This is a genomic window from Haloarcula montana (genome assembly GCF_035666295.1).
GTDB classification, from domain to species: Archaea; Halobacteriota; Halobacteria; order Halobacteriales; family Haloarculaceae; genus Haloarcula; species Haloarcula montana.
In genome coordinates this window covers 28,298-54,918 of the sequence record NZ_CP142027.1, presented here as the reverse complement: position 1 = coordinate 54,918, position 26,621 = coordinate 28,298, and the positions used below count along the sequence as shown (strand labels likewise).

Sequence of the window (26,621 nt, the reverse complement as noted above, 5' to 3'; positions counted from 1 at the left end):
CAACCAGGTGCCCCCAGTATGGGGGTGTGAGTAGCTCGTAATCAGTTTTGTGTTCGACTCAGATGCTGCTTCTCAACCGATCCACGTTCGTGCGAACGCATCGAAAAACTCCTCGTCCGTAGTTACCTCCGCGTGTTTAGCCCGGCGGCGTCGTGCGGCCTCGGCGATCGCCTCGATATGTGCCTCCAGGCGCTCCTGGTAGGTGCGGCGCTGTCGGGCACCGAAGTAGGTCCGGATGGTCTGTGGGCGCTCCATCCCTTTGAAGATCGTCTCACCCGAGGTCGGCGGGTCCCGTTCGTCCGGTGAGTGGACGTGGGCGAGCACCAGATAGTTGTCCGCCACCGCGTCGAGTCCCTCGGCGACCGCCTCCGCGTCGGCCAGGAAGTCACTCGCGACCAGGACGAGCGAGCGGGAGTTGATCGTCCCGGCGTACTCCGACAGCGCCGCGGCGAAATCCGTCTCGCCCGCGGGTTCGATCGCGTTCAGCCGGTCGATCAACCCGAGCACGGCGCCCTGGTTCGACGTGCCGGTATCGAGTCGCTCGAAGGTCTCACCCAGCAGCGAAAACCGGAAATCGTTGTGTTCGCCGGCGGCCAGCGAACAGAACCCCAGCCCCAGTTTCGCCGCGTACTCGAACTTGTTCAGGTCGCCCTCGCCGGCGGCCATCGACTCGCTGGCGTCCAGCAGGACGTGGACGGTCAAGTTGCGTTCTGACTCGTACTGCTTGATGTACAACTCCCCGGTCCGGCCGTAGAGTTTCCAGTCGACCAGCCGGGTGTCGTCGCCGGGGACGTAGTTGCGGTAGTCGCTGAAGGTCAGCCCCTCGCCCAGCACCGTCGATCGTTGCTCGCCACGCTGTCTGGCGTTTGCCAGCCGGTCGATCGATCCCCGGAACCGGTCGAGTTCGTCGAGAAAGGACGGCGAGATCATAGCAGGTCGGCGACGACGTCGTCGGGCGTGATACCGTCTCGTTCAGCCGTGAAGTCGACGATGATACGGTGGCGCAACACCGGGCGGGCCATCGCCTCGATGTCGCCCTCGACGACGTGGGAGCGTCCCTCCAGGAACGCTCTGGCCTTCGCTGCCAGGACGATCCCCATGCTCGCACGCGGGCTAGCACCGTACTCCAGGCGCTCGTCGTGACGGGTCGACCGGACCAGTTCGACCGCCCGTGCGGTGATATCGTCGGCGATGGGCATCTGGCGGACGAGCCGCTGTGCCCGCGTGAAATCGCCGTCGTCGAGGACCCGATCGACGGGGATCATCTCCGTCGCCCCCCGCGTGTACCGGTTGACGATGTCGAGTTCCTCCTCGCGGTCGGGGTAGTCGAGCAGGATCTTCAACAGGAACCGGTCCCGCTGTGCTTCGGGCAGGGGGTAGGTCCCCTCCTGCTCGATGGGGTTCTGTGTCGCCAGCACGAAGAACGGTTCGGGCAGTTCGTAGGTGTTCCCGCCGGCGGTCACCTGTCCCTCCTGCATCGCTTCGAGCAGTGCCGCCTGGGTCTTGGGTGTCGCCCGATTGATCTCGTCGGCGAGGACGACGTTCGCGAAGATCGGACCCGGGTCGAAACGGAACTGTGTCCCCTCGCTGGTCTCACTGATGACCTCCGTCCCGGTGATGTCAGAGGGCATCAGGTCGGGAGTGTTCTGTACGCGGGAGAAATCCAGCGCGGTCGCGTCCGCGACCGTCCGGATCAGGAGCGTCTTCCCCAGCCCGGGTGTCGACTCCAACAGCGCGTTGCCGTCACAGAGCAGGCAGGCGAGTAGCTGTTCGATGACGGGTTTCTGGCCGACGATTCGCTTCCCGACCTCTCGACGGAGCATCTGGAGGGACTGCTGGATTTCCTGTACGTCTGTTTCGTCCATATCGGTGTCACTCATCTGTATCGTTCCTCGTGACGCGCAGTGTGTACTCGCGGATGAGGTCCGCGTCCTCGACCTCTCCCGGATCGTCGAATCCGCCGCGTTGGGTCTCGATTCCTTCGTCGCCGGCAGTCAATCCCTGGCGGTCGTAACTCGACGGGCTCCGCTCGCCGTCGCCGCCGGCGCCACCGGAGACGTTCGATTCGATGGGATCACTCCCCTCCGGGACATCCTGTGGATCGCCGAGCACCTCGTCGCCGGACTGGAGCCCCTCGTCGCCCGGCGTCTGTGGCTCCGGGGAGCCGCCCGACCCGGGACGCTCGCCGGCACCGCCGTCGCCGTTCGTCGCGCCGCCTGTGGCGATCGGATTGACACTGATGCCGGCGACGGCGACCTGGAGCGTCACCAGACTGACCACCAGTACGACGACCAGTCTGACGGCGAGCCAGCGTGTCCGGAGGAGTTGCTGGCTCGATGCCTCGCCGAGTCGTTCGACCAGATCCCCGTACAGTAGCCGGGCCATCGCCCCGTCGTTCTCGTCGGCGAGGATGTCTCTGGCGGTTCGGACTGCGGCTTCGAGGGTCGGGTTGGCCGCCTCGAACCGTTCGAGCGAGAACCGTCGAGCGTGGACGATCGTCCCGAACAGGAGAACGAGGAGGGCAGCCGCGACACTGGCCGCCGTCGAAGTCGCGACCGGCCCGATCGCCGCCGGCAGCGCGTCGATTTCGAGGACCGAGAGCACGAGATTGACGATCAGAAGCGTCACGACCGCGTCGGCGACGGCGGTCACGAGCGTGGCTTTGTACCGCTCGCGATGGACTGCCGCCAGTGCCGCTTCCACGTCGTCGCGTTCAGCTACCATCGTTCTGTCGGGCCTCGTCCAGTTGGTCTTCGAGATCTTCGATCTGTGCTTCGAGGACTTGGTTCTCCCGTCGGAGGTCGCTGACGTTGTCCTCCAGCGACTGGACATCGTCTTCGAGCCGTCCGTTCTCCCGGCGGAGCGTTTCCCGCTCGCTGCGGAGTTCGTCGTTCGTCTCGTTGAGGTCCTCGTTGATCCGTTCGAGCCGATCCCGTTCCTCCTGAAGTTCCTCGTTGCGGTCCTCCGCGCGGTCGAGACTCGATTCGAGGTTTCGAACCCGCAACTGGAGCTGTTGTGCCCGGTCCTGTGACTCGCGCAGGTCCTGTCTCGTCTGTGTCAGGTTCTGCTCTGTCCGGTTGAGTTGGGTCGTCAGCGATTGGAGGTCACGCTGGCGGGTTTCGAGGCTCTGGTTGATCCGCTGGATCTTCCCCCGGAGCGTCGTGACGTTCGACCGAGTCGCTTCCAGCTCTCCCCGAAGCTCCTGGTTTTGGGCACGAAGCCTGTCGTTTTGCTCCGTTACCTCCGAGACCGATTCTTGGTAGTACAGTGTCGTGGCCCCGACGCTGGCCGTCGCCAGGATCGTGACGAAGATCAGGCCGAGGTTCAGTGTGCGTCCGATGTAACTCATGAGGATGTCCCTCCGCTCCACGCGTAGATTTCGTCGAGCCGCCGGATCGAGACCTCCAGGACGAACAGGACGAGTGCGGCCGCGAGCGGGAGCCACGACCAATCCGTCTGGACGGTCCGGGGCCGGGTCGCCTGTTCCCGAGCGAACTGCGCGATCTCGGCGGCCGAACTGGCGTCGAACAGTCGCCCGCCGGTCGTCTCGGTCGCCGACCGGAGCGCGGGCGACGGGCCGAACCCGGCGTACTCCGTGGGGTAGTTCACGGCGTACTCGGCACCCAGGACCGAGTGATATCCCTGTTCGGTCGGCACGATCGTCCCCTGGTAGCGGTCCGTTCCGGTTGCGGCGAAGGTAACGTTTGCCCCAGTCGGCTTGCGCTGGCCGCGATACTGGACCGTCGTCGTGCTCCCGACACGGGTATCGGGAACGTCCGTGACCCCGGTTGCCAGTCGCTGTGGATCGCCGATCGCCCAGTTGACGGACTTCGTCGTCGCCAGCGAGTCCGGCCGGGAGAGCAGACCACCGAGTGTGCCATCGGGTCCGTAGGCCGTGATCGAGACGACCCGACCCAGCCCGTAGTTCCAGGCCGAGATCGCCGGCCGGCCGCTGGCGCTGGCCACCAGGAACTGACCCCGGTCCTTGACCGTGACCTCGTGTGCCTGTCCCGGTGCGGCCGTAAACTCCACACCGTCGGTGATGAAATGACTCCCGTCGACGACGGTGAGCTGTGACCCCTGGTATCGACGATCCGGGCCACCGTAGCGCAGGCGCAAACGACTCGTCTGATCGGCCTGGAGATAGGTCCCGCCGCTTGCGTCGGCGATCTCACGCAGCAACGTCTCGTTTCGGCGCTCACCGACGCCGATTGCGACCACTTCGGTCCCCTGGCTACCGAGTTCCTGTGCGGCGGAAACAGCACCGCCACGCTTGTCCCGACCGTCACTCAGTAGGATGACCGTCCCGCCGCTGTCGCCGAGCATCTCGCCCCCGCCGTCGAGTCCCGACGCGATGCGTGTGCTGCCGGTCGTCTGGAGCCGCCGGATCCGGTCTTCGAGGTACGGCCGGTTCCCGCCGAGGGGTCGTGGTTCCGCGATAGCGTACGGACGGGTGTTGAACGCGACGATGCCGACCTGGTTCTCGTCGCCGAGTTGGTCGAGTACGTCCAGTGCGAGCCGCTGTTGGACTGCCAGCCCCTCTTGAGCACTCGCGGAGATGTCGACGACGATGACGATCGAGGACCGACTCCCCGGATCACCCTGCCGAACCGGGACGAGGTCGCCGATCACCGCGTCGCTGTAGCCGCCGTGTTCGTAGGCGTTCGGCCCGCCGACGACGACCAGTCCCGTCCCGTCGACGACGGACTGCTGGAGTGCGGTCTGGTTGCCCAGATCCGGCGCCGCCATGTCCTGGACGACCACGGCGTAGTACTGCGAGAGGTCGTCGGGGATAGATTCGGCTCTGTCGACGGAGTACAGTGAGGAGAGATACGACGACAGCGGATACGACCCCCGCGAGACGTAGAGGACGCGGGGCTGTTCGACCACACGGACGGACTTCCGGAAGACGTTGTTCCGATCGTATCGGTCCTCGCCCTCCAGACGCGCGGTGATTCGGTGGCTGCCGGTCTCGTTGAACGTTTGGCTGAACTCGAAGGTCGTCGCGTCGGTGACGGTCCGTGACTCCACTTCGGACCCGTCGATCGAGAGCGTCAGCGTCGCCTCACTGTCGTTGAGGTTGACGCCGTCGACGGCGACGAGATACGTATTCTCGACGCCGGTGCTGATCTTCGAGGGACCGTTGACGGTGACGTACCGCTCGGTCTCGGTAGCCTCGGGTTGGATGGCGCTGACGGTCGCGTTGACCTGGGTCGCCAGTTCGGCCGCCGCATCCAGGGACTGTCCGTCCGTCACTCGCCCGTCCGAGACGACGACGACGGTTCCGTTCGGGGACAGCGACGAAGAGACGGCGTCGCCGACGGGTGACGCGGTCGTATCACCGACGCTCCGGGTCGTCACGGAGACGCCGCGCTGCTCGATCGCCGTCGCCAGCCGGCCGGTCGGATCGTCGCCGACACCCATGCTCGCCGAGCGGTCCGTAAGCAGCGTCACGTGTGGGTCGGCGGTCGTCGTCTCCGTCGCGACGGTGTAGGGGCCGGCCGCGCCGACGACGAGGAGCGTGACAACGAGCGCACGGCTGGCGAAGAGCAGTCCGCGTTTCCGACGGGAGACCGACCCGACGCCCGGCCGGAGGACGAGCGCTGCCACCCCGAAGAGCCCGACGACGATCCCGGCAAGCACCAGCGGGCGCTCGAACCCGACAGTCGTCCCCTCGACGGCGAACTCGACCGCCATCAGAGATCACCTCGATAGCGGAGGAAGGCCAGTTCCGCGAGGAGGAGGAGCGCGGCCAGCGCGACGGCGATCGGCGTGAGATCGACCGACTGTTGCTGCGTGGTCGTCTCGCCGTCCCCGGTCTCGGTGGCGATGTCCTCGATCGACGGTGCGGTGACGTTCGATTCGGCCTGTGAGAGCAATGCTGCGCTGTAGCGCTGCCCCCCGGCGGCGTAGTAGCCCTGTGTATCGAGCAGGGTGTTGCCGGTGACCTCGCTCCCGTCCGGACGGGTGATCGTCGCGTTCGCACCCAGCGTGAGGCGTTGTCCGGTCTGTCGGTTCAGCGTCGCCGCCTGTGGCCGGTCGGCCAGGAAGAAGACGGCGCGCTTCCAGAACACCGGATATCGGTACCCGTCCTCGAACGCCGAACTGTCCGGGAGATAGCCGTAGTACAATACCCGACCCGCACCGCGGTTCCCGACGGCCAGTAACGGCGAGCCGTCGTCGAAGGTGACCAGCGACTGCGCGTCGCTGACGTTCCCGCTGACGTACTGCTCCGGCACCGGGAAGTCGAACCCCTCGGTCACGGAGTGGCGAGTGACCGAGCCCAACTGTGGGTCCTCGCGGACTCCCTCGGGATCGATCGCCAGCAGGTCGCCGTAGCCGACCTGTCCCACGTCCGGCTGGGCGACGATCGCGACACCGCCGCCGCTGGCTGCCGTACTTCGGGCGGATTCGATCGTGCTGTCGAGGACCGCGTCCGCCCGCACGTCGCCGAAGATGAACACGTCGTAGGCGTCGTTGACCGTCGTCGGCGGTCGCTTGACGGTCAGCGAGACCGCGTCGTTGACCTCCAGGGCGGTCACGAGATACCGGTTGGGGTCGTTCGTCAGTAAGAGGACGTCGACCGTCGGGTTCGACGGTGCCGCGACCGGGACGGTGTCGTCGGTCGGGAAGTCGTCGTCACCGGAGAGTTCGGCGGTCGCACCGTCGGTCGGGAGCGGGAACGAGACGGACTCGGTGTCGCCAGGTGCCGGGCTGATCGACGCCGACTGCCCGGCGAAACTGACCGTCCGCTCGGCCGTCGCCGTCCCGAAGTTCGCCGCGGTCAGCGTGACTCGCTGTTCGGTGACGTCCCGGGCGACGAAGCCGACGTTGTCACCGCCGCCGCCGTCGAACTGCTGGAGTTCGACGGTCGCACCGCGAGCGCGGGTCGCCCGGACCGCCGACCGCCAACTGCTCTCGTCGACGAAGTCACTCAGGACGACGACGCGGCTGTCGGGACCGACGGTCGAACCGGCCCGCGAAATCGCGCTCCGGAGGTCGCCCGGTCCGTCGGTCACCGACAGTGTCGCGATCGCTTCTTCGGCCCGCTGGGCCGGCGCATCGTCGACGACGGTCGTCGTCTCCCCGCCGGTGACGATCAGTGTCGTCTCCGTCCCCAGCGCATCGCTCGCGGCGGCTCTCGCAGCGGTAAACCGCGTCCCGCTGCCGGTCTCGGTCGCCATGCTGGCGCTCGCGTCGAGCACGACGACTGTCGAGGCCGCCGAGCGCTCCTGGGCGATCGATGCCGTCGGCGACGCCAGTGAGAGCGCGAGCACGACGATTACGAGCACCTGCAACAGGAACAGCAGGTTCCGGGTGAGTCGTTCGAGGACGGGAGTCGCCCCACCGTCCCCCTCGTCGGCAGCGAGGAACTGCAGCGTCGGTAGCCGTAGCTCACGCGGGTCCGGCTTGATCAGATAGAGGACGACCAGCGGGACCAGTGCGAGGAGGGCAACGAGACCGGTCGGAGTCTGGAACGCGTCGGCGAGTTGCATCGTCTCAGGGGAGCGGCGTACTCACCGGAGGTTCTGCGGGCGAATAGATAAAGGCGGGGTTTACTTCAGTCGCGTTTTGAGAGGCCCGCTCTCAGAACTGATACCGACGGTCGTCGTTGTCCTGCTGCTGGGGAAACTGGTTGCCCGCCATCTGGTCGTAGGTCATCCCCGAGAGATACTCGTCGTAGGTACAGTCGTAGCCCGATCGGAGGTGAAAGTCGAGCGTCCCTCGGTCGACGATCGACTGGAAGTACGTATGGATCGCGGTCCGGACGAGTTCGTCGGTGTCTTCGGGATCGAGTGCGGCGGCGAGCATCGCGAGTTCGTGGCGCGTCTGCCGGTCGGTATCGACTGTGAGCCTCTCGCCGTGTTCGCTGTGTGCCGATTCGATATCGTCCTGTAGGTCCTCAAGCGTCATATCGTACCGTTCGGGGGAACGGCCAAACACCTTGTGTCTCGCCGGGCGATTCTCGACTATCCGTGTGGTTCGTTGGTGTATCGCAACATTATTGCAAGTCGGCTGGAATTATCAGGTGTTGTTGTCGGGCCGGCGAGTATGACAGGACCAGACGGCGGTCAGGATCAGGAGTCACCCTCGACAGCGCCCGCTGTTGTCGATCTGGTCGTTCCCGAAGCAGTACGGCGGAGCTACGCGGCGAAGTTCACGCTCTCGCTGGTCGTCGTCATTCTCCTCGTCGCTCTTGTCGGAACAACCAGTTATCTGCAGGTTCGTGATACGTCCCAGGCGACGGCAACCGAGAACCTGCAATCGAGCGCCCAACTCCGCGCCGAGGCGGTCGACGAGTGGCATTCGAACATGCGGACGCAGGCACGCGCGTTCTCGGTGTCGGGAGTGTACGAGAACGGGACGACGGCACAGATCGACACATACATCGAGCGCGTCTCGGCCCCGACAGCCGAGCGGCGGGTACAACTCCACTACGTCGATACGTCGGGTCCATCTGACGTGATCGCCGCGAGTACGGTCGACCGGTTCGAGGGGCAGTCGACCAGGATGATCGATACCACGCTCGCGGACACCGTCCGGCGAACCCAGTCAGCCGACGACCCCGACGCTGTCGTCCTGTCGAACACATCGTATCGGATACGGGACGACCCCGAGATGGCGTTCGCGAGTCCGGTTACCGGTCGCGACGGCGTCTTGGTCGTTGTCAGCGTCTTCTCCGAGGACCTGCCCTCGTTCGACGATCAGCGAGCGGCGTTCACCACGACGATCATCGACGACTCGGGGTCACCCGTGCTGGGGCCGGGCCTGGCAGCGTCGGAGTACGATCCGGGACCAGGGCTTCCGGACGATTCGGGGACGCGTCCGTCGACCGCACAGACCGCGGATCGCGTGTACGCCTACGCACCGATCGACGGAGTGGACTGGATCGCCGTGACTGCCGTCGAGCGATCGGAGCTGTTCCGGGCGAGCAGGACGATCAGATACAGTATCGTCGTTGTCATCTTCACCAGCGTCGTTTCGCTGAGTGCCGTGGCGGTCGTCCTCGGCCGACAGACAGTCACACCGCTGGTAACGCTCCGACAGCGGATCGAAGCGATGGAAGAGGGGACGCTCGATGTCGATCTCTCGACGACTCGGACAGACGAGATCGGCCGGCTCTACACGGCCTTCGGTAACATGCGGGACGCGCTTCGCGGACAGATCCGGGAGGCACGCGAAGCCCGGGAGGAGGCCGAACAATCGCGCCAGGAGATGGAGCGCCAGAACGACCGCCTCGACCAGTTCGCCTCGACACTGAGCCACGACCTCCGGAACCCGCTTGCGGTCGCTCGCGGACACGTCGAGTTGCTCTCGGCCCGTCTCGACGGGTTCGACGCTGACTCCGACGAGCCGGCGGAACTACTCGAACACGTCGAGACGATCGAGGACGCCCACGACCGGATCGACTCGATCATCCAGGACGTGCTCACGCTGACCCGGGAAGGTGAAAGCGTCGAGGAGACGGCACCGGTCGAACTCGAACAGGTCGCTCGCGAGGCGTGGGCGAACATCGACAACAAGGACGCGACGCTTTCGGTCACCGGCACGCGGACCTTCGAGGCCGACCGGACGCGGCTCCTGCGAGCCTTCGAGAACCTCTTCCGGAACGCGATCGACCACGTCGGCCCGGCTGTCTCGGTCGAGGTCCGTCTGACCGCTGGGGGGTTCAGCGTCGTCGACGACGGCCCTGGTATCCCAAGCGAGGCCGTCAACGACCTCTTCGAGTACGGCCGGACGACCAGCGACGAGGGGACCGGGATCGGGCTCTCGATCGTCAAGACCATCGCCGAGGCCCACGGATGGCGCCTCTACGTCGATACGACCTACGAGGACGGCGCGATGTTCGTCTTCGACGATGTCTTCGGCGAGGACGACCCCGACTGGTACGACAGCGAGTTCGAGTGGGTCGAACTCTCGGCCGACGATTGACCGCCACACACAAGCCCCGACAGCCGTTAGGCGGGAAGCGATGACCGAGCAGTCCGAGCCGGCGACACACCTCCCGGCCGATGTCGACGCCGTCCAGACGGCTCTCGTCGCGTGGTACGAGGACGACCACCGGGCGTTCCCCTGGCGGGAGACCGAGGACCCCTACGAGATTCTCGTCTCCGAGGTGATGAGCCAGCAGACACAACTGAACCGTGTCGTCGACGCCTGGACGGAGTTCCTCGATCGGTGGCCGACCGCCGCCGACCTCGCGACTGCCGACCGCGCCGACGTTGTCTCGTTCTGGACGGACCACTCTCTGGGATACAACAACCGCGCGAAGTACCTCCACGAGGCCGCCCGCCAGATCACCGAGGACCGCGACGGCGAGTGGCCACGCGATCCCGACGGACTGTCGGAGTTGATGGGTGTCGGGCCGTACACGGCAAACGCAGTCGCCTCCTTCGCGTTCAACAACGGGGACGCGGTCGTCGACACCAACGTCAAACGGGTCCTCTATCGGGCGTTCGACGTGCCCGACGAGGACGATGTTTTCGAGCGAGTAGCGTCGGCACTCATGCCGGCCGGGGAGTCCCGGGTCTGGAACAACGCCGTCATGGAACTTGGCGGCGTGGCCTGTGGGAAGACACCGGACTGTGACAGCGCACAGTGCCCGTGGCGCGAGTGGTGTCACGCCTACCAAACGGGAGACTTCACCGCGCCCGATGTTCCCGAACAGCCGAGTTTCGAGGGGAGTCGACGGCAGTTTCGCGGGCGGATCGTCAGCGTCCTCAGCGATCACGGCGAACTGGCTGTCGACGACTTGGGGCCGCGAATCCGCGTCGACTACGTTCCGGACAGCGACGGTGAAGGAAGTCGGGAGTGGCTCGCTGGGCTACTCTCGGATCTCGACCGTGACGGACTGGTAGTGTTCGACGAGGGGGCTGGAACGGTCGCCCTCAGTCGGTAAGCCCGGCTCACTGATTGGTTCGAATCACTCGTTCCCCAGGGATCGTCGGCGTTCGTGAGCGGCAAATCCTTTTCCTCCCGTACGCGCGTGCAAGAATCGAATGTGCGCCGAGGGATATCGGAACGACGGTACCACTTTACCGGCTCCGAACGGACGCAAGAACATGTCCAGCCCACACGTCGTCGGTCTCGCCGGAAGCCTCCGTGAGGAGAGTTACACCCGCGTCGGAATCAGTCGTGCCCTCGATGCCGCCGAAGAGGCGGGCGCAACGACGGAACTGCTCGACCTCAGGGAGTACGATCTCCCGGTGTTCGACGCCGATCACCGCGAGGCCGGCGATGCCGTCGCGCTGATGGACGCCATCTACGAGGCCGACACGATCCTACTGGGGACGCCAGTGTATCACGGCTCGTACTCGGCGCCGCTGAAGAACGCGCTCGATTACTGTGGTTTCGACGAGTTCGAGCACAAAACGGTCGGATTGTTGGCAGTGGCGGGCGGGGGGTTCCCCATCACCGCTTTGGACCACCTCCGGTCGGTCTGTCGGTCGCTGAACTGCTGGGTGATTCCCCACCAGGCGGCCATCCCCCGGGCCAGAGACAGTATCGAGGACGGACGGATCGTCGACGAAGCCATCACGGAACGGGTCGATACGCTCGGTGAGGAGGCGGTCACGTACGCCAACATCGAACCCGACCCGCCGTGTTTCGAGAGCACCGAGAACATCGGTGCCGACGACTGACGGTCGCAGACGGAACCGTCAAACCACCCGCTTCCTAACTGAAGCCTGTGACCCAGTGGGTAGAGAACCCGACCGGCGGTCGCGAGCGGGGTCCGGTCGCAGTCCTGCGTGCCTGGGGGGAAGTGCTCGTCCGACCGCGGCGGTTCTTCCGGACCGGCGTGGCACCGGGCGACCAGGCACCAGGACTCGTCTTCGCCGCGATGGTCGTCATGGCCGAGGAACTGAGCCGCGTCGCCGTCGCGAGACTGGCCACGCAAGGAGTCGTCTCGACCGGTCCCTTCACGTACCCCGGCGTCGCGGAGTTCTCCCCGGCGATCGCGCTCCTCGTGTTGCTGGCCATCGGGATGTTCGTCATGCCGGCGACCGTCCATCTGACGGCGGCGCTCCAGACGCTGTTTCTCGTCGTCGGCGCGCCCGACCGGGGCGGGATCAGCGAGACCGTCCAGGTCATGTGTTACGCGATGGCACCGTGTCTGTTGGCCGGCCTTCCGTTCCCCGAACTCAGAGTGGTCGTCGCAGTCTGGGGCGGGGCGCTGTACGTCACCGGACTGTCGGTGGTCCACGACCTCTCGCTCCCGCGGGCGGCCGTCCTCGGTGCGCTCCCCGCCGTGATCGTCTTCGGCTACGGCTTCCGTGGCGTTCTCGCTGCTGGTGTCCTGCTCGGATGAGTCGCCTTTAGGTGGCTGGTGGTCCCAGAGACGGACATGCTCACGCTGGATATCGACGACTTCATGCTCGAACTGAAAGACGGCGCGTTCAAGAACGTCGGTCCCGCCAACAAGCAGGCGACGATCAAACTGTACGATGTCGAGGGCGTCGACGTCCGCGAGTACGGCGACAAGCGCGTCAAGCTCGCCTTCGAGGACGAACAGGGCAGCGAGGTCGAAGTCGCGCTGTTTCCCGAACAACTGGAGGCCCTCTCCGAAGGGTTGGACGCGCTCCGCGAGGAGAGTGACATCGTCGACTGAGTTCCCCTGGATTGGCGGGCGGAATCCGACAACAGTTTTAGGCCCGAACCGTTTTCACCGAGCAATGGGTTCGTGTATCATCTGTGGCACCTCCATCGAGGGTCACATCTGTGACCTCCACGAGGAGGATGCATTGTTCGAATTCCGCGGGAATCGCCCGAATCAACTGACAGTCGGTCGTTACTATCGCGGCAAAGTGGACGGATTCGCCGAGTTCGGCGTCTTCGTCGATATCGGTGACAGCGTGACCGGTCTCCTCCACCGCAGTGAACTGGATCGACGGCTCGACTCCCTGGATTGGGAGCCCGGCGACGACGTCTACGTCCAGGTCACCAACGTTCGGGACAACGGCAACGTCGATCTCGGCTGGTCGATCCGGCAGGCCGAGCGGGAGTTCCGCGGTCATCTCGTCGACGATCCAGACATCGGGCACGCGGTCCTGCTCGAAGAAACAGACGACGGCGAGGAGGCCTCGGCTGAGGGAAATGAAGACGACGGCGAATCGACCACACAGACCGCCGACGGCGGCGCCACACAGGTCGAAGCGTCCGCTGGCGGCGTAAGCCCCGCCGGGGACGCCGATCGCGTCGCAGGTGCCGGCGGCAGCGTCGGCGAGACGAGCGACGACACGGCCGATACCGTCGACGACGACACGGCAGACGACCGGCCGAGCGCGGAAGGTGGGCAAGACGACGAGAGTTCGAACGCCGACGACGATACAGCAGACGAAAGTCCCACAGAGGAAGTGACCGAGAACGACGAATCCGCCGTCGAGTACGAGGACGCGGAAGTCGGTGAACTCTCCGACCGCGTCGGCGACGACATCCGACTCGAAGGAACGATCGTCGGCATCCGACAGACCTCTGGTCCGACCGTCTTCGAACTGCAGGACTCGACCGGTACCGTCGACTGTGCGGCCTTCGTCGAAGCCGGCGTCCGCGCCTACCCAGAGGTCGAAGAGGGTGACGTGGCCCGGCTGGAAGGTGACGTCCGCGAGCGACGCGGTGAACTCCAGGTCGAGACCGAGACGCTGACCGTCCTCGAAGGCGAGGAGCGCGAGGCGGTCGAACAGCGACTGGCCGACGCGCTCGACGACGAGGCACGGCCGGACGCCGTCGAGTCCCTGGCTGAAGACGCCGCGATCGCGGCGCTGTCGGGCGAACTCGTCGAGGCCGCGACACAGATCCGCAAGGCGGTCCTCACCGACCGGCCGGTCATCGTCCGTCACGCCAACACGGCCGACGGCTACCTGGCTGGGAGCGCGCTCGAACGCGCGACGCTCCCGCTGGTCCGGGAGCAACACCGCCGTGACGACGCCCAGTACCACTACTTCGACCGCCGGCCGCTGGAGGGCGGCGTCTACGACATGGACGACGCCACCAAGGACACGACGACGATGCTGGACAACCGGGAGCGCCACGGCGAGGAACTCCCGCTGTTCGTCTTCGTCGCCGCCGGTGGCACCCGTGAGAGCCTGGACGGGTTCGACCTGCTCGATGTCTACGGTGCCCCCAGCATCGTCATCGACGATGTCGATATCGACGAGACGGTCGCCGAAGCCGTCGACGCCGTCGTCGCGCCGTCCGTCGTCGACGCTCCCGAAACGACTGCGACCGCGCTGGCTGCCAACGTCGCGGCTCACGTCAACGACGACGTTCGGGCGGACCTGATGCATCTCCCCGCAGTGAGCTTCTGGGAGGGTGCTCCGACTGCCTATCTCGACGCTGCGACCGACGCCGGCTACGACGCCGAGGCGGTCACGCAGCTCCGCGAGGCCGTCGCGCTGGAGGCCCACTACCAGTCCTACGAGGACAAGCGCGAACTGATCACCGATCTCGTGTTCGGCGACGACGAGGACGACGTGGGCGGGCTGGCCGGTCACATCGCCGAGCAGTTCCGCGAGAAGGTCGACGAAGAGGTCTCGACCGCCCGGGTCAATCTCGAACACCGGACCGTCAACGGGGCCGACATCGCGGTGCTCGACACCGACGCCTACGTCCACCAGTACGAGTTCCCGCCCGAGACGCTCCTGCTGGACGAACTCCACCGGGAGATGAGCGAGGACACCGATGCGATCGTCGGGATCGCGACAGATACGCTGTACGTGCGAACCAACGCCGACGTCGACATCCACGACCTGTCGACCGAGATCGGCGAGTGGGTTCCCGAGGGCGGTGTCGCCACCCGGAGCGTCCGCGAGGGATCGATCCGGTTCCTGGCAGGTGCCCGGGACTCGGTGCTCGACGCGACGCTGGATCGACTGAGCGACCGGCTGTAGACAGGGTTTTTCCTTCCGGCCGTTCTGCCCCGAGTATGAGCGACGGCCCCGTCAACGCCGCTGATCTGGAGTGGACCGACTACGACAACGACGACCGGCAGTTCAAACGCAAACAGCTGGGCGCCGCCGCTGGGGGAGCGAACCTCGGGACCAGTCTCTACGAGATTCCCGCCGGTAAACGGACCTGGCCGCCACACAGCCATTACGGCAACGAGGAAGCGATGTTCGTCCTCGACGGCACCGGGAGGTTGTTCCTGGGTATCGACGGCGAAGAACATCCGCTCGAACCGGGCGATTACGTCGCCCTGCCGACCGGCGAGGAACACACCCACGAGGTCGAGGCCGGCGACGACGGCCTGCGCCTGCTCGTCGTCTCCGAGATGAACGATCCCGACATCACATACATGCCAGGTCGGGGGGCAGTCCACCTCTTTGCCGGGGCGCCCCCGGGTGGCGATGCCGACGAGCGCGACCTCTCGACGATGCTCGATCTGGACGCTACACTGGACTACTGGGAGGAGTAGGAACTGGTCCACCCAGCGACATCCTTATTATTCTTCCCTTCCACCGGCGCTGTAGAGCTATTCTCCCTGATGAAATCCGAATATGCCCCCGCTCGAACGATCGTACTGACCGTGCTCGTAGCGCTTTCGATGGTTGCCGTCTCGGGTCCGGTCGCTGCCGCTCCACAGGTTGGTATCGATGCACCCGCCGACGCCGGAACGGTCGCTCCCGGTGAGACGTTTACCGTGACATACGAGCTAACGAACACCGGCAGCGATGATGCCACGTCCGGTCGGCTTGAGTTCTCGACACCGACCGGCATCAACGTCACGAGCGTCTCCGGTGACGGGATATCGACCCTCAACAGTGATCCACCGGCGGTCTTCTACGGGCTTGACGGGCGGATCACGCCGGGAGAGACCAAGACGACGACAGTGACGTTCACCGTCACGTCCGCGGCCCCCGGTGGCGATGTCCAGATCGGTGCTGACGGGTTCTTCGAAGGGACCGCGACCAACGCGTCGGCTTCGACCGCCACCGTGGTCAACGTCGACAAGCCCTCCCCGTTCGAACTGTCGGCCGCTCCGGAGACGGTCAACACGCAAGCCGGAGAACAGTTCAACGTGACCTACCAGTACACGAACAACAGGGCAGTGCCAGCGTCTTCCGGGGGCATCGAATTTAATATTTCGAACAATATTGTCCCACAGACTAGTTACGGCGACGGAATCGGAGCCCTCGATCGGAACGATCCCGTCGTCTTCTACGGTGCATCAGGCCCCATCGCCGGTGGATCGACGTTAACTACGACTGTCTCATACGTCGTCAGAGAGAACACAACAGTTGAAACGGAACAGATCGTCGCTACCGGTTCGATACAAGGTGTGAACAGTTCCGATCGGGCAGTTACAGCAGTGAATATAGAACAGTCGATTATCGACAGATACGATACGAATGGGGTGCCGGGGATTCAGTTCAGAGAGGTGTTGACTGCTATCGAAGACTACAATACCTCCGGCGAGATCGGCTTCTCCGACGTTCTCACAATAATAGCCGAATTTAATTCGTGATATGAAATGTTGGAGCCACCGCATGACCGCTCCTCTCTTGAGATAGTACGACATCCTGATCGTACCGAAACACCTCCGATATTCTGGTCGATCCGCTGTAGAGGTGGGATAGCGACACGCTTATTCGATCGAGGCGACGAGAACTGACACTGTGAGTACCGAGAGCGACGACCCCCGCGAGACGGAAGCTTTCCAGCAGGTGTGTGCGGAGCTGGTCGACCGCATCCTCGCCGGCGAGGTCGAACGCGACGACGTCGAGTCCGCGAAGATCGATGTCTGTCGCGAGTACTCGGCGCCGAAGGTCCCGCAGAACTCGGAACTCCTCGATTACGCACCACAGGAACACCGCGAAGTGCTAGAGGAGGTCCTCCAGCGGAAGCCAGTCCGGACCGCTTCCGGGGTTTCGCCCATCGCGATCATGACTTCCCCACACCGGTGTCCACACGGGAAGTGTCTCTACTGTCCCGGCGGGCCGGACTCGGAGTTCTCCTCGGCACAGTCCTACACCGGCCACGAACCGGCCGCCGCTCGCGGCGAGCAAAACGACTACGACCCGTACGGCCAGGTGACGCTGCGCCTGAACCAACTCCGGGAGATCGGCCACCCCGTCGACAAAGCCGAACTCATCATCATGGGCGGGACGATGACCGCCCGCAGTCACGATTACCAGGAGTGGTTCGTCAAGCGGGCCTTAGAGGCGATGAACGACTTCGATCCGGAGGCGGACCCGAACCCGAAAGAGGGCGAGAGCTTCGCACAGGACCCCGGAGCGTACGAGTTCTCGTATCTGGAGGACGTCATCGCGGAGAACGAAACCGCCGACGTTCGGAACGTCGCGACCACCTTCGAGACGAAACCCGACTGGTGTGACCCCGAACAGATCGATCGGATGCTCCGGCTCGGCGGGACGAAAGTCGAAGTCGGCGTCCAGACGACGTTCGAGCGGATCAACCGGGAGATGCACCGCGGTCACGGGGTCCAGGCGTCGATCGACGCCAACCGGCGGCTACGGGACTCGGCGTTCAAGGTCGGCTTTCACATGATGCCCGGCCAACCAGGGATGTCCAAGGAGATGTGCTTAGAGGACTTCCGCCGGATCTTCGAGGAGTCCCAGTGGCGCCCGGACTACCTCAAAATCTACCCGACGCTGGTCGTCCCCGGGACCGTGACCTACGACTGGTGGAAGCAGAACGACTTCGACCCGCTGGACAACCAGGAGGCCGCCGAACTGGTCGCCGAAATCAAGGACATGATCCCCCGGTACACGCGCCTCCAGCGTGTCCAGCGTGACATCCCGGCCGACTTTATCGAGGGCGGCGTCTGGAAGTCCAACCTCCGGCAACTGGCCTGGAAGGAAATGGAGGACCACGACTGGAGCTGCGACTGTATCCGCTGTCGGGAGGCCGGTCACAAGGAGGAAACCGCCGAGAACGTCGAACTAGACGTGATGACCTACGAAGCGTGCGGCGGGACGGAACAGTTCATCTCCTTCGAGGACTTCGATCGGGACGTCCTGGTCGGGTTCTGCCGGCTCCGGTTCCCGAACGACCCCGCCCGCCGGGAACTGGAAGACGCCGCACTCGTCCGTGAACTCCACGTCTACGGCAACGCCGTCGGCGTCGGCCAGGAGGGCGACGACGGGGACCACCAGCACAAAGGGTACGGCCGGCGGCTCCTCCGGAGAGCCGAGGAACTGGCCCGTGACGCCGGCTACTCGAAGCTCGCCGTCATCTCGGGGATCGGCGTCCGCGAGTACTACCGGAACAAGCTGGACTACCAACAGGACGGCCCGTACGTCTCGAAGCGTCTGGGCTAATCCTCCGTTGCCGACAGCCGTCCGTACTTCTCTGCGAGGCCGACGACGCCGAACGCCACAGCACTGAGGCTTCCGGCGACGACGAGCGCGGCATATAAAACACCGATAACGCCCCCGGGAGCGGCCGCCAGACCGGTCAGTATTGCGAGTCCGATAGCAACGTCACCCAGTGCGCTGCAGTCGTGGAGATCGATCGGCTGTCCGGCGAGCGTACCCCGTCGCCGGGTCGCCGCCAGCGAGAACAGGAGGCCGGCGAGCGCAATCACTCCAGTGAACGCCGTTCGGCCGGGAGTCGAACTGATCGCCTCGGGGCCGAACACTACGGCTAGCGTCGCCACCCCGGCGAAACAGAGGAATCCAGCCAGGACGTTCGACCGGCTCATATCGGTGGTTCGGTCCGCAGTGGCAAGGACGTTCGGCTCGGCGGAGAACCCGCCACGTCTGCCGTCGCACAGCAGAACCCACGGCGTTTTGTCCGTCGTTACCCTACCACCCCTATGGTTCGTCGACTCCGGGACGGCGTCTGGCTACTGGAACTCGGGCTCGTGCCGCCGTTGGCGTCGAACGCCTACCTCGTCGACGGCCGCAAACTCGGCGGGTCGGACGACGCGATCACGCTCATCGACACGGGGCTGTGGTGGAACGAGCCGACCATCGTCGACGAACTCGGCGGGCTCGGGTTTCGGCCGGGCGATCTCGACCGCGTGCTGGTGACTCACTACGACCTCGACCACGTGGGCGGGCTCAACCGTCTCGTCCCCGAGTTCGACGGCCCAGTCGGTGTCGGAAGCGACGATCTGGCGCTGCTTGAGGGCCGAACCGATCCGCCCTTCTTTCACCACAAGGGACTGTTCCACCGTGTGAGCCGTCGGCTGTTCCCGCTTCCCGATCTGGCTGTCGAACCGCTCGCCGATGGGGACACCGTCGGCGGGTTCCGCGTCTATCACACGCCGGGACACAACCCCGGACACGTCGTCTACTACCATGAAGCTGCGTCGACGGCCTTCCTCGGCGATCTCGTCTGGGGCGAGGACGGCGGGTTGACGACACCGTTCTGGGGGGACTCCTACGATATGGACGAGTTACGGGACAGCGTCGTGGCGTTGGCCGCCACACTCCCGGCGTTCGACATCGCGGCGATGGGCCACGGCGACCCGATCACCGCTGACGGCAGCGGCGCACTCAAACGGTTGGCGGCGTCGCTCTGATCCGTGCCGTGGTTATTTACTCGCGCCGTCCTTCGGTTCGAATATGGCGACGACGCTGGCTGTGGTCGGTGCCGGGGCGGCCGGCGCAGCGGCCACCTACGCACTCCGTGACACGCCGGTCGAGGTCACCGTCTTCGAGAAGAGCCGCGGCGTCTGTGGCCGAGCGGCCACCCGCCGGAAGGAGGACTGCACCTACGAGTACGGCGCTAACTACCTGAAGGCCGACGACGACCGCGTCACCGAACTGGTCACCGAACGGCTCCCGACGGAGGGGCTGATCGACGTCGAGGAGCCGATCTACGCCTTCGAGCGGACCGGCGGTATCGATGAAGGCCGAGACGCCGACGACCACAAGTGGACCTACGAGTCGGGGATCACGCAACTGGCGAAACGGCTGTTCGGGGCGACAGAGGCGACCGTCCACAACGGCGTTCGCGTCGAGACGCTGCGCCGACTCGACGACGGCTGGGCGCTCGTCGACGCCGAGGGGACGGCACTCGGGGAGTTCGACGCCGTCTTGCTCACGCCGCCGGCGCCACAGACGGCCGATCTCCTGGGACAGGCTACCTGGGAACACGACGACCGGCGCGCGCTCAGACGGGCGATCGCGTCGGTCCCCTACCGGACGGTCGTGGCCGGCGTCTTGCACTATCCCTTCGAGTTAGACCGCCCGTGGTACGGCGCGGTCAACACCGACAAGGACCACGACATCGGCTGGATCGCACGCGAGGAGTGCAAGCCCGGCCACGTCCCGGACGGCGAGTCGCTCCTCCTGGTCCAGATGAACGAACCGTGGTCGGTCGCGAACTACGACGAACGACCCGAGCGGATGCTCTCGGAGATCGCCGAGCGGACCGCTCACTTACTCGACGACGAGCGGCTGACGGACCCTGACTGGACGGACTACCAGCACTGGCGCTACTCCCAGCCCGAGGAGCAGGTCGATACCGGGGCGCTCTCGATCGCCGACGGCCACGACCTCTATTTCGCTGGCGACTGGGTCGCCGACGAGGCACGGCTCCATACTGCCGTCCGAAGCGGGCTCGACACGGGCGCTCACATCGGAAACTCTTATTGAGGCGTTCACGCCTCGTTCGCTGGCCGCTCGAAGTAGCCCAGGATGTCCAGGATGGCACCCATGAGGAAGCTGATCACGGCGACGACCACCACGAGAGCGGTGAGCAGGTCCGACACGGGTGCCTGCAGCAGGAACTGGAACGCGGCGATGAACAGGCAGGTGACCAGTCCGACCACGAGCAGGAACGACCCCGCGCTGGGGTCCTCCCCGGTGAGGAACACGAGTCCGGCGAGGAAGGGCGAAGACTGTGGTTCCTCGTCGACCGTATCGGCGGTCATCTCTCCGCCCGCTCGGTCGTCGCGTCGGCGGCTTTCTGGATCGTTTGGACCAGATGCGAGATCCAGATACCGGCGGTGAGCCCGAACAGGGCCGCGACGGTGACGGCCTTGACGAGCGTCGCCAGGGGTGCGACCGCCGCGACGAGACACAGCGCCCCGAAGAGGGCCATCAGTCCGTACTGGATCCTGGTATCGAGGTCAACGTCGCCGAGATCGGTGGGGAACGTCGCGTTCATGCGTCCACCCGGGGAGCCCACGTCTGTCGGTGTTGCCCGCTCGTGTGGACCATCCGGCTACTCCCGGGACTCCTGAAGCACCGCTCGGAGTTCGCCCAGTCGGCGGTAGATGGCCAGTCCGAGGATCGTCGCCGGCCAGAGACCGACGAACTGGCCGCGCTGCTTGTCTCCCCGGACGTAGTAGTAATACAGGGCTAGGGCGACCGAGGCGAGTGACGCGATTCCGGCCACGCCCAGTTCGGCCCCACGCTGTTGTGCGGATGCTTCATCGGTTGGATTGTTCACATGTATCCGTAGGACCGCAGTCATATACACCTTGGCGTAGCGATAGGTTTCGGCCTTGTGCTCCTCCTCGACGCGTTGCCCCCGTCAGCTCTTGGCCGTCCCCGTCTACGGAAACAGAGGCGGGTCGTCACGGGGGACATCAGTGTCTGGCCGACCGGAGACGGGGATACCCCGCCGTCACAGTCCGAACGTCCCGATAGGCATTTCCGCGGGCGCCGACAGCCACCGACATGGACACGAAACGGGAGATGACCAGCGTCGACCTCGCGGCGCTGTCGGGCGAGCTCGCCGATTACGCCGGCGCGAAACTCGACAAGGCTTATCTCTATACCGACGACGACCTGGTCAGACTGAAGCTGCGTGATTTCGACCGCGGACGGGTCGAGTTTATCATCGAGTTCGGGGACGTGATGCGAGCCCATGTCGCCGCGGCCGAACACGTCCCGGACGCCCCCGGACGACCGCCGGACTTCGCGATGATGCTCCGGAACCGACTCTCGGGAGCCGACCTCGTCCGCATCGAGCAGTTCGAGTTCGACCGTATCCTCGAACTGGAGTTCGACCGGGAGGACGGCTCGACGACCGTCATCGCGGAGCTGTTCGGCGACGGTAACGTCGTGGTGCTGGACGAACACGGCGACGTCGTCGACTGCCTGGAGACGGTCCGCCTGAAGTCCCGGACCGTCGCACCGGGGGCACCCTACGAGTTCCCCTCGGCGCGGTTCAACCCCCTGACAGTCGACTACGACCGATTCGTCGCACGCATCGAGTCCTCGGACGCGGACCTCGTGCGGACGCTGGCGACCCAGCTCAACTTCGGTGGTCTCTACGGCGAGGAACTGTGTACGCGGGCCGGGATCGACTACAACGTCCAGGTGGAGGAACTCACCGAGGACCAGTTCCGGCGGCTCTACGACATCGTCGACGACCTGGCGACTCGTCTTCGGGAAGGCGACCTCGACCCCCGGGTCTACTACGAGGGTGAGGGCGAGGACCGACAGCCGGTTGACGCCACTCCGATCCCGCTAGAGGAGTACGAGGAGCTGTACAGCGAGTCCTTCGCGGAGTTCAACGCGGCGCTGGACGACTACTTCTTCAACGTCCAGCGAGAGGACGAAGTCGAGGGCGGCGAGACGCAACGACCGGACTTCGAGACCGAGATCAACAAGTACGAACACATCATCAGACAGCAACAGGAGGCCATCGAGGACTTCGAGGCCGACGCCGAAGCCGAACGGGAGAAGGCCGAACTGCTCTACGCTCGGTACGATCTGATCGACGAGGTCATCTCGACGGTCCAGGCCGCCCGCGACGAGGACGTGCCCTGGGACGAGATCGAGTCCACGTTCGCAGAGGGTGCGGACAGGGGGATCGAGGCCGCCGAATCCGTCGTGGGCGTCGACGGCAGTGAGGGGACGGTCACGTTGGAGATCGACGGGACCCGCGTCACCGTCGACACGTCGATGGGCGTCGAGAAGAACGCCGACCGACTGTACACCGAGGCCAAACGCATCGAGGAGAAGAAGGAGGGCGCGCTCGCGGCGATCGAGGACACGCGCGAGGACCTGGCCGAAGTCGAGGACCGCCGCGACGCCTGGGAGGCCGACGATACCGACGAGACAGTCGAGGACGAGGACGACGACGAACCGACCGACTGGCTCGCCGAGCCGTCGATCCCGATCCGGAACACCGAACAGTGGTACGAACAGTTCCGGTGGTTCCACACCTCGGACGGCTACCTCGTCATCGGCGGCCGGGACGCCGACGACAACGAGGAACTGGTGAAGAAGTACCTCGAACGCGGTGACAAATTCTTCCACGCACAGGCCCACGGCGGGCCGGTGACGGTCCTGAAGGCGACCGGGCCAAGCGAGCCGGCGAAGGAGGTCGAGTTCCCGGAGTCGTCACTGGAGCAGGCCGCGCAGTTCGCGGTCTCCTACTCGTCGGTCTGGAAGGACGGCAAATACGCCGGCGATGTCTACATGGTCGACCCCGATCAGGTGTCGAAGACGCCCGAGAGCGGCGAATACTTGGAGAAGGGTGGGTTCGCGATCCGTGGGGATCGGACCTACTTCGAGGACACCGAGGTCGGCGTCGCCGTCGGTATCACCTGCGAGGACGAGACACAGGTGATCGGCGGACCGCCGGCGGCGATCGCACCCCAGGCCGCGAGTAGCATCACCGTCGAACCGGGCCAGTACGCCCAAAACGACATCGCCAAGCGACTCTACCGTGAGTTCAAGTCCCGCTTCACCGACGAGACGTTCGTCCGAAAGGTCGCCAGCCCGGACCGGATTCAGGAGTTCCTGCCACCGGGCGGGAGCCGGATGGTCGACGAGTGAGCGCGGGCGTTCGGTTCGGGCCGATCGGTGTTGGTATGCTACCGAACAGCACGTCTCACGCAGATTGATATACTTGTTGGTCGTAGTATATACTGTAGATTCCGTCGACGCACGACGAGCCATGTGGTCCGGCAGCGGGGCGGACGTCATACACGGAGCCAAAAATGTTCACAGAAGCACTAACCTATCCGCGTGAGAGCGACGACGTACTGAAGACGACGGTCATCGGCGGCGTGTTGCTGTTGTTCAGCTTCCTGCTGGTCCCCCTGTTCGTTGCAGTCGGCTACCTCCTGAACGTCCTTCGGTCTGTCATGGACGGCGACGAGGAACCGCCGGTCTTTGAGGACTGGGGTGCCCTCGCGGTTGACGGCCTGAAGGCCTCGGTCATCGGGTTCGTCTACTCGCTCGTCCCGGCGTTGATCGCCGTCGTCGCGGTGCTGGGCGGCGTCATGTCCCTCGGACTCGGAAACGGGGGCGCGGGCAGTGGCCTCGTGGCCTCCCTGATCGCGCTGGTCGCGGCCCTGGCCATCGCCGCCGTCTCGCTCGCGATCGCCTACGTCCTCCCTGCGGCCATCGTGGCCTACGTTCGGACCGACAGCATGAGCGCGGCGTTCTCGGTCCCCGAGATCCGCCGGCTGGCCTTCAGCCGGACCTACGCCACTGGCTGGGCCGTCGCCTTCGGGATCAGTCTGCTCAGCGGTGTCGTCATCGGCCTGCTCAACGCCGTCGTCATCGGCGCCGTGTTAGCCCCCTTCGTGACCTTCTACGCGAACGTCGCGGGTGCTCACGCCGTCGCCAGCGCGGTCCGCGAGATGCCCGCCGTCGCGGAGTCGCCCGAGACCCCCGCCGGCCAGCCGATGGCCTGAGTCATCGACGGAGACACCGACGCGAGACCGGCTGGAGATCGACAGCGTACATTTATCACTCGTCCAACCAATCTGCGAAGTGTCACCACGAGGCCGTGGTCTGATTGATCCCGCTCGGGTCCGATGGTCCCCGGCTCGGTGCCACTCATCATGCTCGAAGACGCACTCCGCTATCCGTGGCAGGGAGAGAACCACGTCGAAACGATACTTATCGGGGGAGTGCTGACACTTCTCGGGGTCCTGCTCGTCCCGTTGTTGTTCGTTTGCGGATACCTCGTGCGGGTCATCCGTCTCGTCAGCGCCGGAGCGGACGACCTCCCGCCCGTGTTCGAGGACTGGTGGGACCTGCTCGTCGAGGGGTTCGTCGCGTTCGCGATCGGGCTCGCGTACTTGCTCGTCCCGGCCACGGTGGTCGCGCTCGCGGTCGTGTCGTTCGTCGTTCCGGTTTCCGTCGTCGAAGGGCCAACCTCGGTAGCCGGTCCGACGGACCCGTCCACCGGGGGAGCGGTACTCACTCTCCTGGTCGTCCTCGTGGTACTGGGCCTGATTGTTGGCGCAGTGTATCTGCTCCCGGCCGCCATCGCGGCGTATGCGGTCACCGGCCGCGCCGGGGCAGCGTTCTCACCGTCGACGCTGTGGGCCGTCGGGGGCGACGGGAGCTACGCCGTCGCGCTCCTGATCGCGGTCCTCATCGGCGTCGTCGCGCAGTTAGTCGCCGGTGTCGTCACGGCGACGGTGATCGGTGCGCTGCTGATCCCTCTCGTCACGTTCTACGGAAACGTCGCGAGCGCGTACGCCATCGGGACCGGTGTTCGTGACACTGCACTGCGAGGCGACGATCGTGACGACGCGGTCGCCAGCTAGCCGGAGTGTGAATAGCAGGGCACTTGTGTCCCTACGGCGGAGACTCACCCATGCAGATCAAGAGCCGGGAGGCCACCGGCGAAGGTCGCGAGCGCGTCGAGGTGGTCCCCGAGACGCTCGACGACCTCTGGCATCTCTCGTATATCGTCGAGCCCGGCGACCACGTCTCCGGGGATACGACGCGGCGCATCCAGCGCAACGACGACACCCTCCGTGACAAAGGCGGCGAGCGCGAACCCATGTGGTTGAAGATCGAGGTCACCGATGTCGAGTTCGCGAAGTTCGCGAACCGACTCCGGGTCGGCGGCGAGATCGTCGACTGCTCGCGCGAGGATCAACTGGGCTTTCACCACACGCTCAACGTCGAGGAACACACCGAACTGGAGATCGAGAAGCACTGGAAGCCCGACCAGAACGACCGTCTAGAGGAGGCCGTCGAGTCGACGGACAACCCCGACGTGGCGATCGCGACCGTCGAGGAGGGAGAGGCCCACGTCCATACCGTCGCCCAATACGGCACCGAGGAACGGGCTTCGATCACCTCGACGACGGGGAAAGGCGACTACGCCCGCCCGCGGACCGAACTGTTCGCGGAACTGGCCGACGTGTTGAAACGCCAGGACGTCGACGCGTACATCCTCGCTGGCCCGGGCTTTACCAAACAGGACGCGCTGGACTACTTCGCCGAGGAGATCCCCGAGGTCGCCGAACAGATCACCGTCGTCGACACGGCGAGTGTCGGTGACCGCGGGGTTCACGAGGTACTCAAACGCGGTGCCGTCGAGGACGTCCAGCAACAGACCCGCATCGCCGAGGAAGCGGACCTCATCGACGAACTGATGGAACGGATCGGGCAGGGAAGCGAAGTCGCCTACGGCCCCGAGGAGGTCGCGAAGGCGGCCGACTACGGCGCCATCGAGACGCTCCTGGTGCTCGACGAACGACTCAGAGCCGAACGGGCCGGCGAGGGCGAGTGGGACGTGGATGTCGACCACCTCATCGAGACCACCGAACAGAAGGGCGGATCGGTGACGGTGTTCTCCGCGGAGTTCGCACCAGGCCAGCAGCTGTCGAACCTCGGCGGAATCGCCGCGTTGCTCCGGTATCGGCTCGACTAACGGTAGTGACCGTCCCAGTTATCGATTCGGAGATTCGCCCGAAACGGTTTTTTGTACGGCTGTCTTCG

General features: G+C 65.2%; 26 protein-coding genes. 15 read left to right on the top strand and 11 right to left on the bottom strand.

Annotated elements, in window-relative coordinates; genetic code table 11:
• Positions 1 to 72: 72 nt before the first annotated feature.
• From VJ109_RS00260 to VJ109_RS00230, 7 genes are all read right to left on the bottom strand, one after another.
• Complete coding sequence (locus tag VJ109_RS00260) at positions 73 to 930, bottom strand: DUF58 domain-containing protein (protein ID WP_324758150.1); 858 nt, start codon at positions 928 to 930, stop codon at positions 73 to 75.
• Positions 927 to 1,880 carry an AAA family ATPase gene (locus VJ109_RS00255; RefSeq protein WP_324758148.1) on the bottom strand — a complete coding sequence of 318 codons (954 nt, stop codon included), beginning with the start codon at positions 1,878 to 1,880 and terminating at the stop codon, positions 927 to 929. Before VJ109_RS00255 ends, VJ109_RS00260 begins: the two co-directional genes overlap by 4 nt.
• Positions 1,873 to 2,724, bottom strand: coding sequence for a DUF7502 family protein (locus VJ109_RS00250; protein ID WP_324758147.1), 852 nt, complete (start codon positions 2,722 to 2,724; stop codon positions 1,873 to 1,875). The genes VJ109_RS00255 and VJ109_RS00250 overlap by 8 nt, the downstream gene beginning before the upstream one ends.
• Positions 2,714 to 3,349 carry a hypothetical protein gene (locus VJ109_RS00245; protein ID WP_324758145.1) on the bottom strand — a complete coding sequence of 212 codons (636 nt, stop codon included), beginning with the start codon at positions 3,347 to 3,349 and terminating at the stop codon, positions 2,714 to 2,716. Before VJ109_RS00245 ends, VJ109_RS00250 begins: the two co-directional genes overlap by 11 nt.
• Positions 3,346 to 5,697 carry a vWA domain-containing protein gene (locus VJ109_RS00240; protein ID WP_324758144.1) on the bottom strand — a complete coding sequence of 784 codons (2,352 nt, stop codon included), beginning with the start codon at positions 5,695 to 5,697 and terminating at the stop codon, positions 3,346 to 3,348. Before VJ109_RS00240 ends, VJ109_RS00245 begins: the two co-directional genes overlap by 4 nt.
• Complete coding sequence (locus VJ109_RS00235) at positions 5,697 to 7,496, bottom strand: DUF7408 domain-containing protein (RefSeq protein WP_324758142.1); 1,800 nt, start codon at positions 7,494 to 7,496, stop codon at positions 5,697 to 5,699. The genes VJ109_RS00240 and VJ109_RS00235 overlap by 1 nt, the downstream gene beginning before the upstream one ends.
• A 91-nt stretch (positions 7,497 to 7,587) precedes the next feature.
• Positions 7,588 to 7,914 (bottom strand): ribbon-helix-helix protein, encoded by a 327-nt coding sequence (locus VJ109_RS00230; RefSeq protein WP_324758140.1) that lies wholly within the window; start codon positions 7,912 to 7,914, stop codon positions 7,588 to 7,590.
• Between the two features lie 138 nt (positions 7,915 to 8,052).
• Between VJ109_RS00230 and VJ109_RS00225 the strand changes: the two genes are divergently transcribed.
• The 9 genes from VJ109_RS00225 (at position 8,053) to VJ109_RS00185 (ending at position 18,278) form a co-directional block, all read left to right on the top strand.
• Positions 8,053 to 9,933 (top strand): sensor histidine kinase, encoded by a 1,881-nt coding sequence (locus VJ109_RS00225; protein WP_324758138.1) that lies wholly within the window; start codon positions 8,053 to 8,055, stop codon positions 9,931 to 9,933.
• Positions 9,934 to 9,973: 40 nt separating this feature from the next.
• On the top strand, positions 9,974 to 10,900 hold the full coding sequence (locus VJ109_RS00220; RefSeq protein WP_324758136.1) for an HhH-GPD family protein: 927 nt from the start codon (positions 9,974 to 9,976) through the stop codon (positions 10,898 to 10,900).
• Positions 10,901 to 11,063: 163 nt separating this feature from the next.
• Entirely contained in the window at positions 11,064 to 11,642 is a 579-nt protein-coding gene (locus tag VJ109_RS00215) for an NADPH-dependent FMN reductase (RefSeq protein ID WP_324758134.1), read from the top strand.
• Positions 11,643 to 11,689: 47 nt separating this feature from the next.
• A complete protein-coding gene (locus tag VJ109_RS00210; RefSeq protein ID WP_324758132.1) occupies positions 11,690 to 12,310 on the top strand; it encodes a YIP1 family protein in 621 nt (206 codons plus the stop codon).
• Positions 12,311 to 12,346: 36 nt separating this feature from the next.
• Positions 12,347 to 12,610, top strand: a complete 264-nt coding sequence (locus VJ109_RS00205) for a hypothetical protein (RefSeq protein WP_324760362.1) — start codon at positions 12,347 to 12,349, stop codon at positions 12,608 to 12,610.
• A 64-nt stretch (positions 12,611 to 12,674) separates the two neighbouring features.
• Positions 12,675 to 14,888, top strand: coding sequence for an OB-fold nucleic acid binding domain-containing protein (locus tag VJ109_RS00200; RefSeq protein WP_324758130.1), 2,214 nt, complete (start codon positions 12,675 to 12,677; stop codon positions 14,886 to 14,888).
• Positions 14,889 to 14,923: 35 nt separating this feature from the next.
• Positions 14,924 to 15,412 (top strand): cupin domain-containing protein, encoded by a 489-nt coding sequence (locus VJ109_RS00195; protein WP_324758128.1) that lies wholly within the window; start codon positions 14,924 to 14,926, stop codon positions 15,410 to 15,412.
• A 129-nt stretch (positions 15,413 to 15,541) separates the two neighbouring features.
• The gene (locus VJ109_RS00190; RefSeq protein ID WP_324758126.1) at positions 15,542 to 16,462 is read left to right on the top strand and encodes a COG1361 family protein; all 921 of its coding nucleotides are present in this window, start codon (positions 15,542 to 15,544) and stop codon (positions 16,460 to 16,462) included.
• 151 nt (positions 16,463 to 16,613) lie between these two features.
• Positions 16,614 to 18,278 carry a tRNA uridine(34) 5-carboxymethylaminomethyl modification radical SAM/GNAT enzyme Elp3 gene (locus VJ109_RS00185; RefSeq protein ID WP_324758124.1) on the top strand — a complete coding sequence of 555 codons (1,665 nt, stop codon included), beginning with the start codon at positions 16,614 to 16,616 and terminating at the stop codon, positions 18,276 to 18,278.
• On the opposite strand, the gene VJ109_RS00180 is transcribed toward VJ109_RS00185, so the two are convergent.
• Positions 18,275 to 18,661, bottom strand: coding sequence for a DUF7994 family protein (locus VJ109_RS00180; RefSeq protein WP_324758122.1), 387 nt, complete (start codon positions 18,659 to 18,661; stop codon positions 18,275 to 18,277). The genes VJ109_RS00185 and VJ109_RS00180 overlap by 4 nt on opposite strands.
• 114 nt (positions 18,662 to 18,775) lie before the next feature.
• On the opposite strand from VJ109_RS00180, the gene VJ109_RS00175 reads away from it, so the two are divergent.
• Positions 18,776 to 19,486, top strand: a complete 711-nt coding sequence (locus VJ109_RS00175; protein WP_324758120.1) for an MBL fold metallo-hydrolase — start codon at positions 18,776 to 18,778, stop codon at positions 19,484 to 19,486.
• Positions 19,487 to 19,529: 43 nt separating this feature from the next.
• Positions 19,530 to 20,564 carry an NAD(P)/FAD-dependent oxidoreductase gene (locus VJ109_RS00170; protein WP_324758118.1) on the top strand — a complete coding sequence of 345 codons (1,035 nt, stop codon included), beginning with the start codon at positions 19,530 to 19,532 and terminating at the stop codon, positions 20,562 to 20,564.
• Between the two features lie 5 nt (positions 20,565 to 20,569).
• Here the strand turns inward: VJ109_RS00170 and VJ109_RS00165 are convergent, their stop codons facing one another.
• Genes VJ109_RS00165 through VJ109_RS00155 form a run of 3 tightly spaced genes read right to left on the bottom strand, consistent with a single transcriptional unit; the run spans position 20,570 to position 21,363 of the window.
• Entirely contained in the window at positions 20,570 to 20,842 is a 273-nt protein-coding gene (locus tag VJ109_RS00165; protein WP_324758116.1) for a hypothetical protein, read from the bottom strand.
• Positions 20,839 to 21,078 (bottom strand): hypothetical protein, encoded by a 240-nt coding sequence (locus VJ109_RS00160; protein WP_324758114.1) that lies wholly within the window; start codon positions 21,076 to 21,078, stop codon positions 20,839 to 20,841. Before VJ109_RS00160 ends, VJ109_RS00165 begins: the two co-directional genes overlap by 4 nt.
• Before the next feature lie 57 nt (positions 21,079 to 21,135).
• Positions 21,136 to 21,363 (bottom strand): hypothetical protein, encoded by a 228-nt coding sequence (locus VJ109_RS00155; protein WP_324758113.1) that lies wholly within the window; start codon positions 21,361 to 21,363, stop codon positions 21,136 to 21,138.
• 230 nt (positions 21,364 to 21,593) lie between these two features.
• Between VJ109_RS00155 and rqcH the strand changes: the two genes are divergently transcribed.
• The 4 genes from rqcH (at position 21,594) to VJ109_RS00135 (ending at position 26,553) form a co-directional block, all read left to right on the top strand.
• Complete coding sequence (gene rqcH / locus VJ109_RS00150; protein WP_324758111.1) at positions 21,594 to 23,705, top strand: ribosome rescue protein RqcH; 2,112 nt, start codon at positions 21,594 to 21,596, stop codon at positions 23,703 to 23,705.
• A gap of 164 nt (positions 23,706 to 23,869) precedes the next feature.
• Positions 23,870 to 24,571 carry a DUF4013 domain-containing protein gene (locus VJ109_RS00145; protein ID WP_324758109.1) on the top strand — a complete coding sequence of 234 codons (702 nt, stop codon included), beginning with the start codon at positions 23,870 to 23,872 and terminating at the stop codon, positions 24,569 to 24,571.
• Positions 24,572 to 24,694: 123 nt separating this feature from the next.
• Complete coding sequence (locus tag VJ109_RS00140; protein WP_324758108.1) at positions 24,695 to 25,435, top strand: DUF4013 domain-containing protein; 741 nt, start codon at positions 24,695 to 24,697, stop codon at positions 25,433 to 25,435.
• A gap of 50 nt (positions 25,436 to 25,485) precedes the next feature.
• Positions 25,486 to 26,553 carry an mRNA surveillance protein pelota gene (locus tag VJ109_RS00135; RefSeq protein WP_324758106.1) on the top strand — a complete coding sequence of 356 codons (1,068 nt, stop codon included), beginning with the start codon at positions 25,486 to 25,488 and terminating at the stop codon, positions 26,551 to 26,553.
• The last annotated feature ends 68 nt before the right edge of the window (positions 26,554 to 26,621 follow it).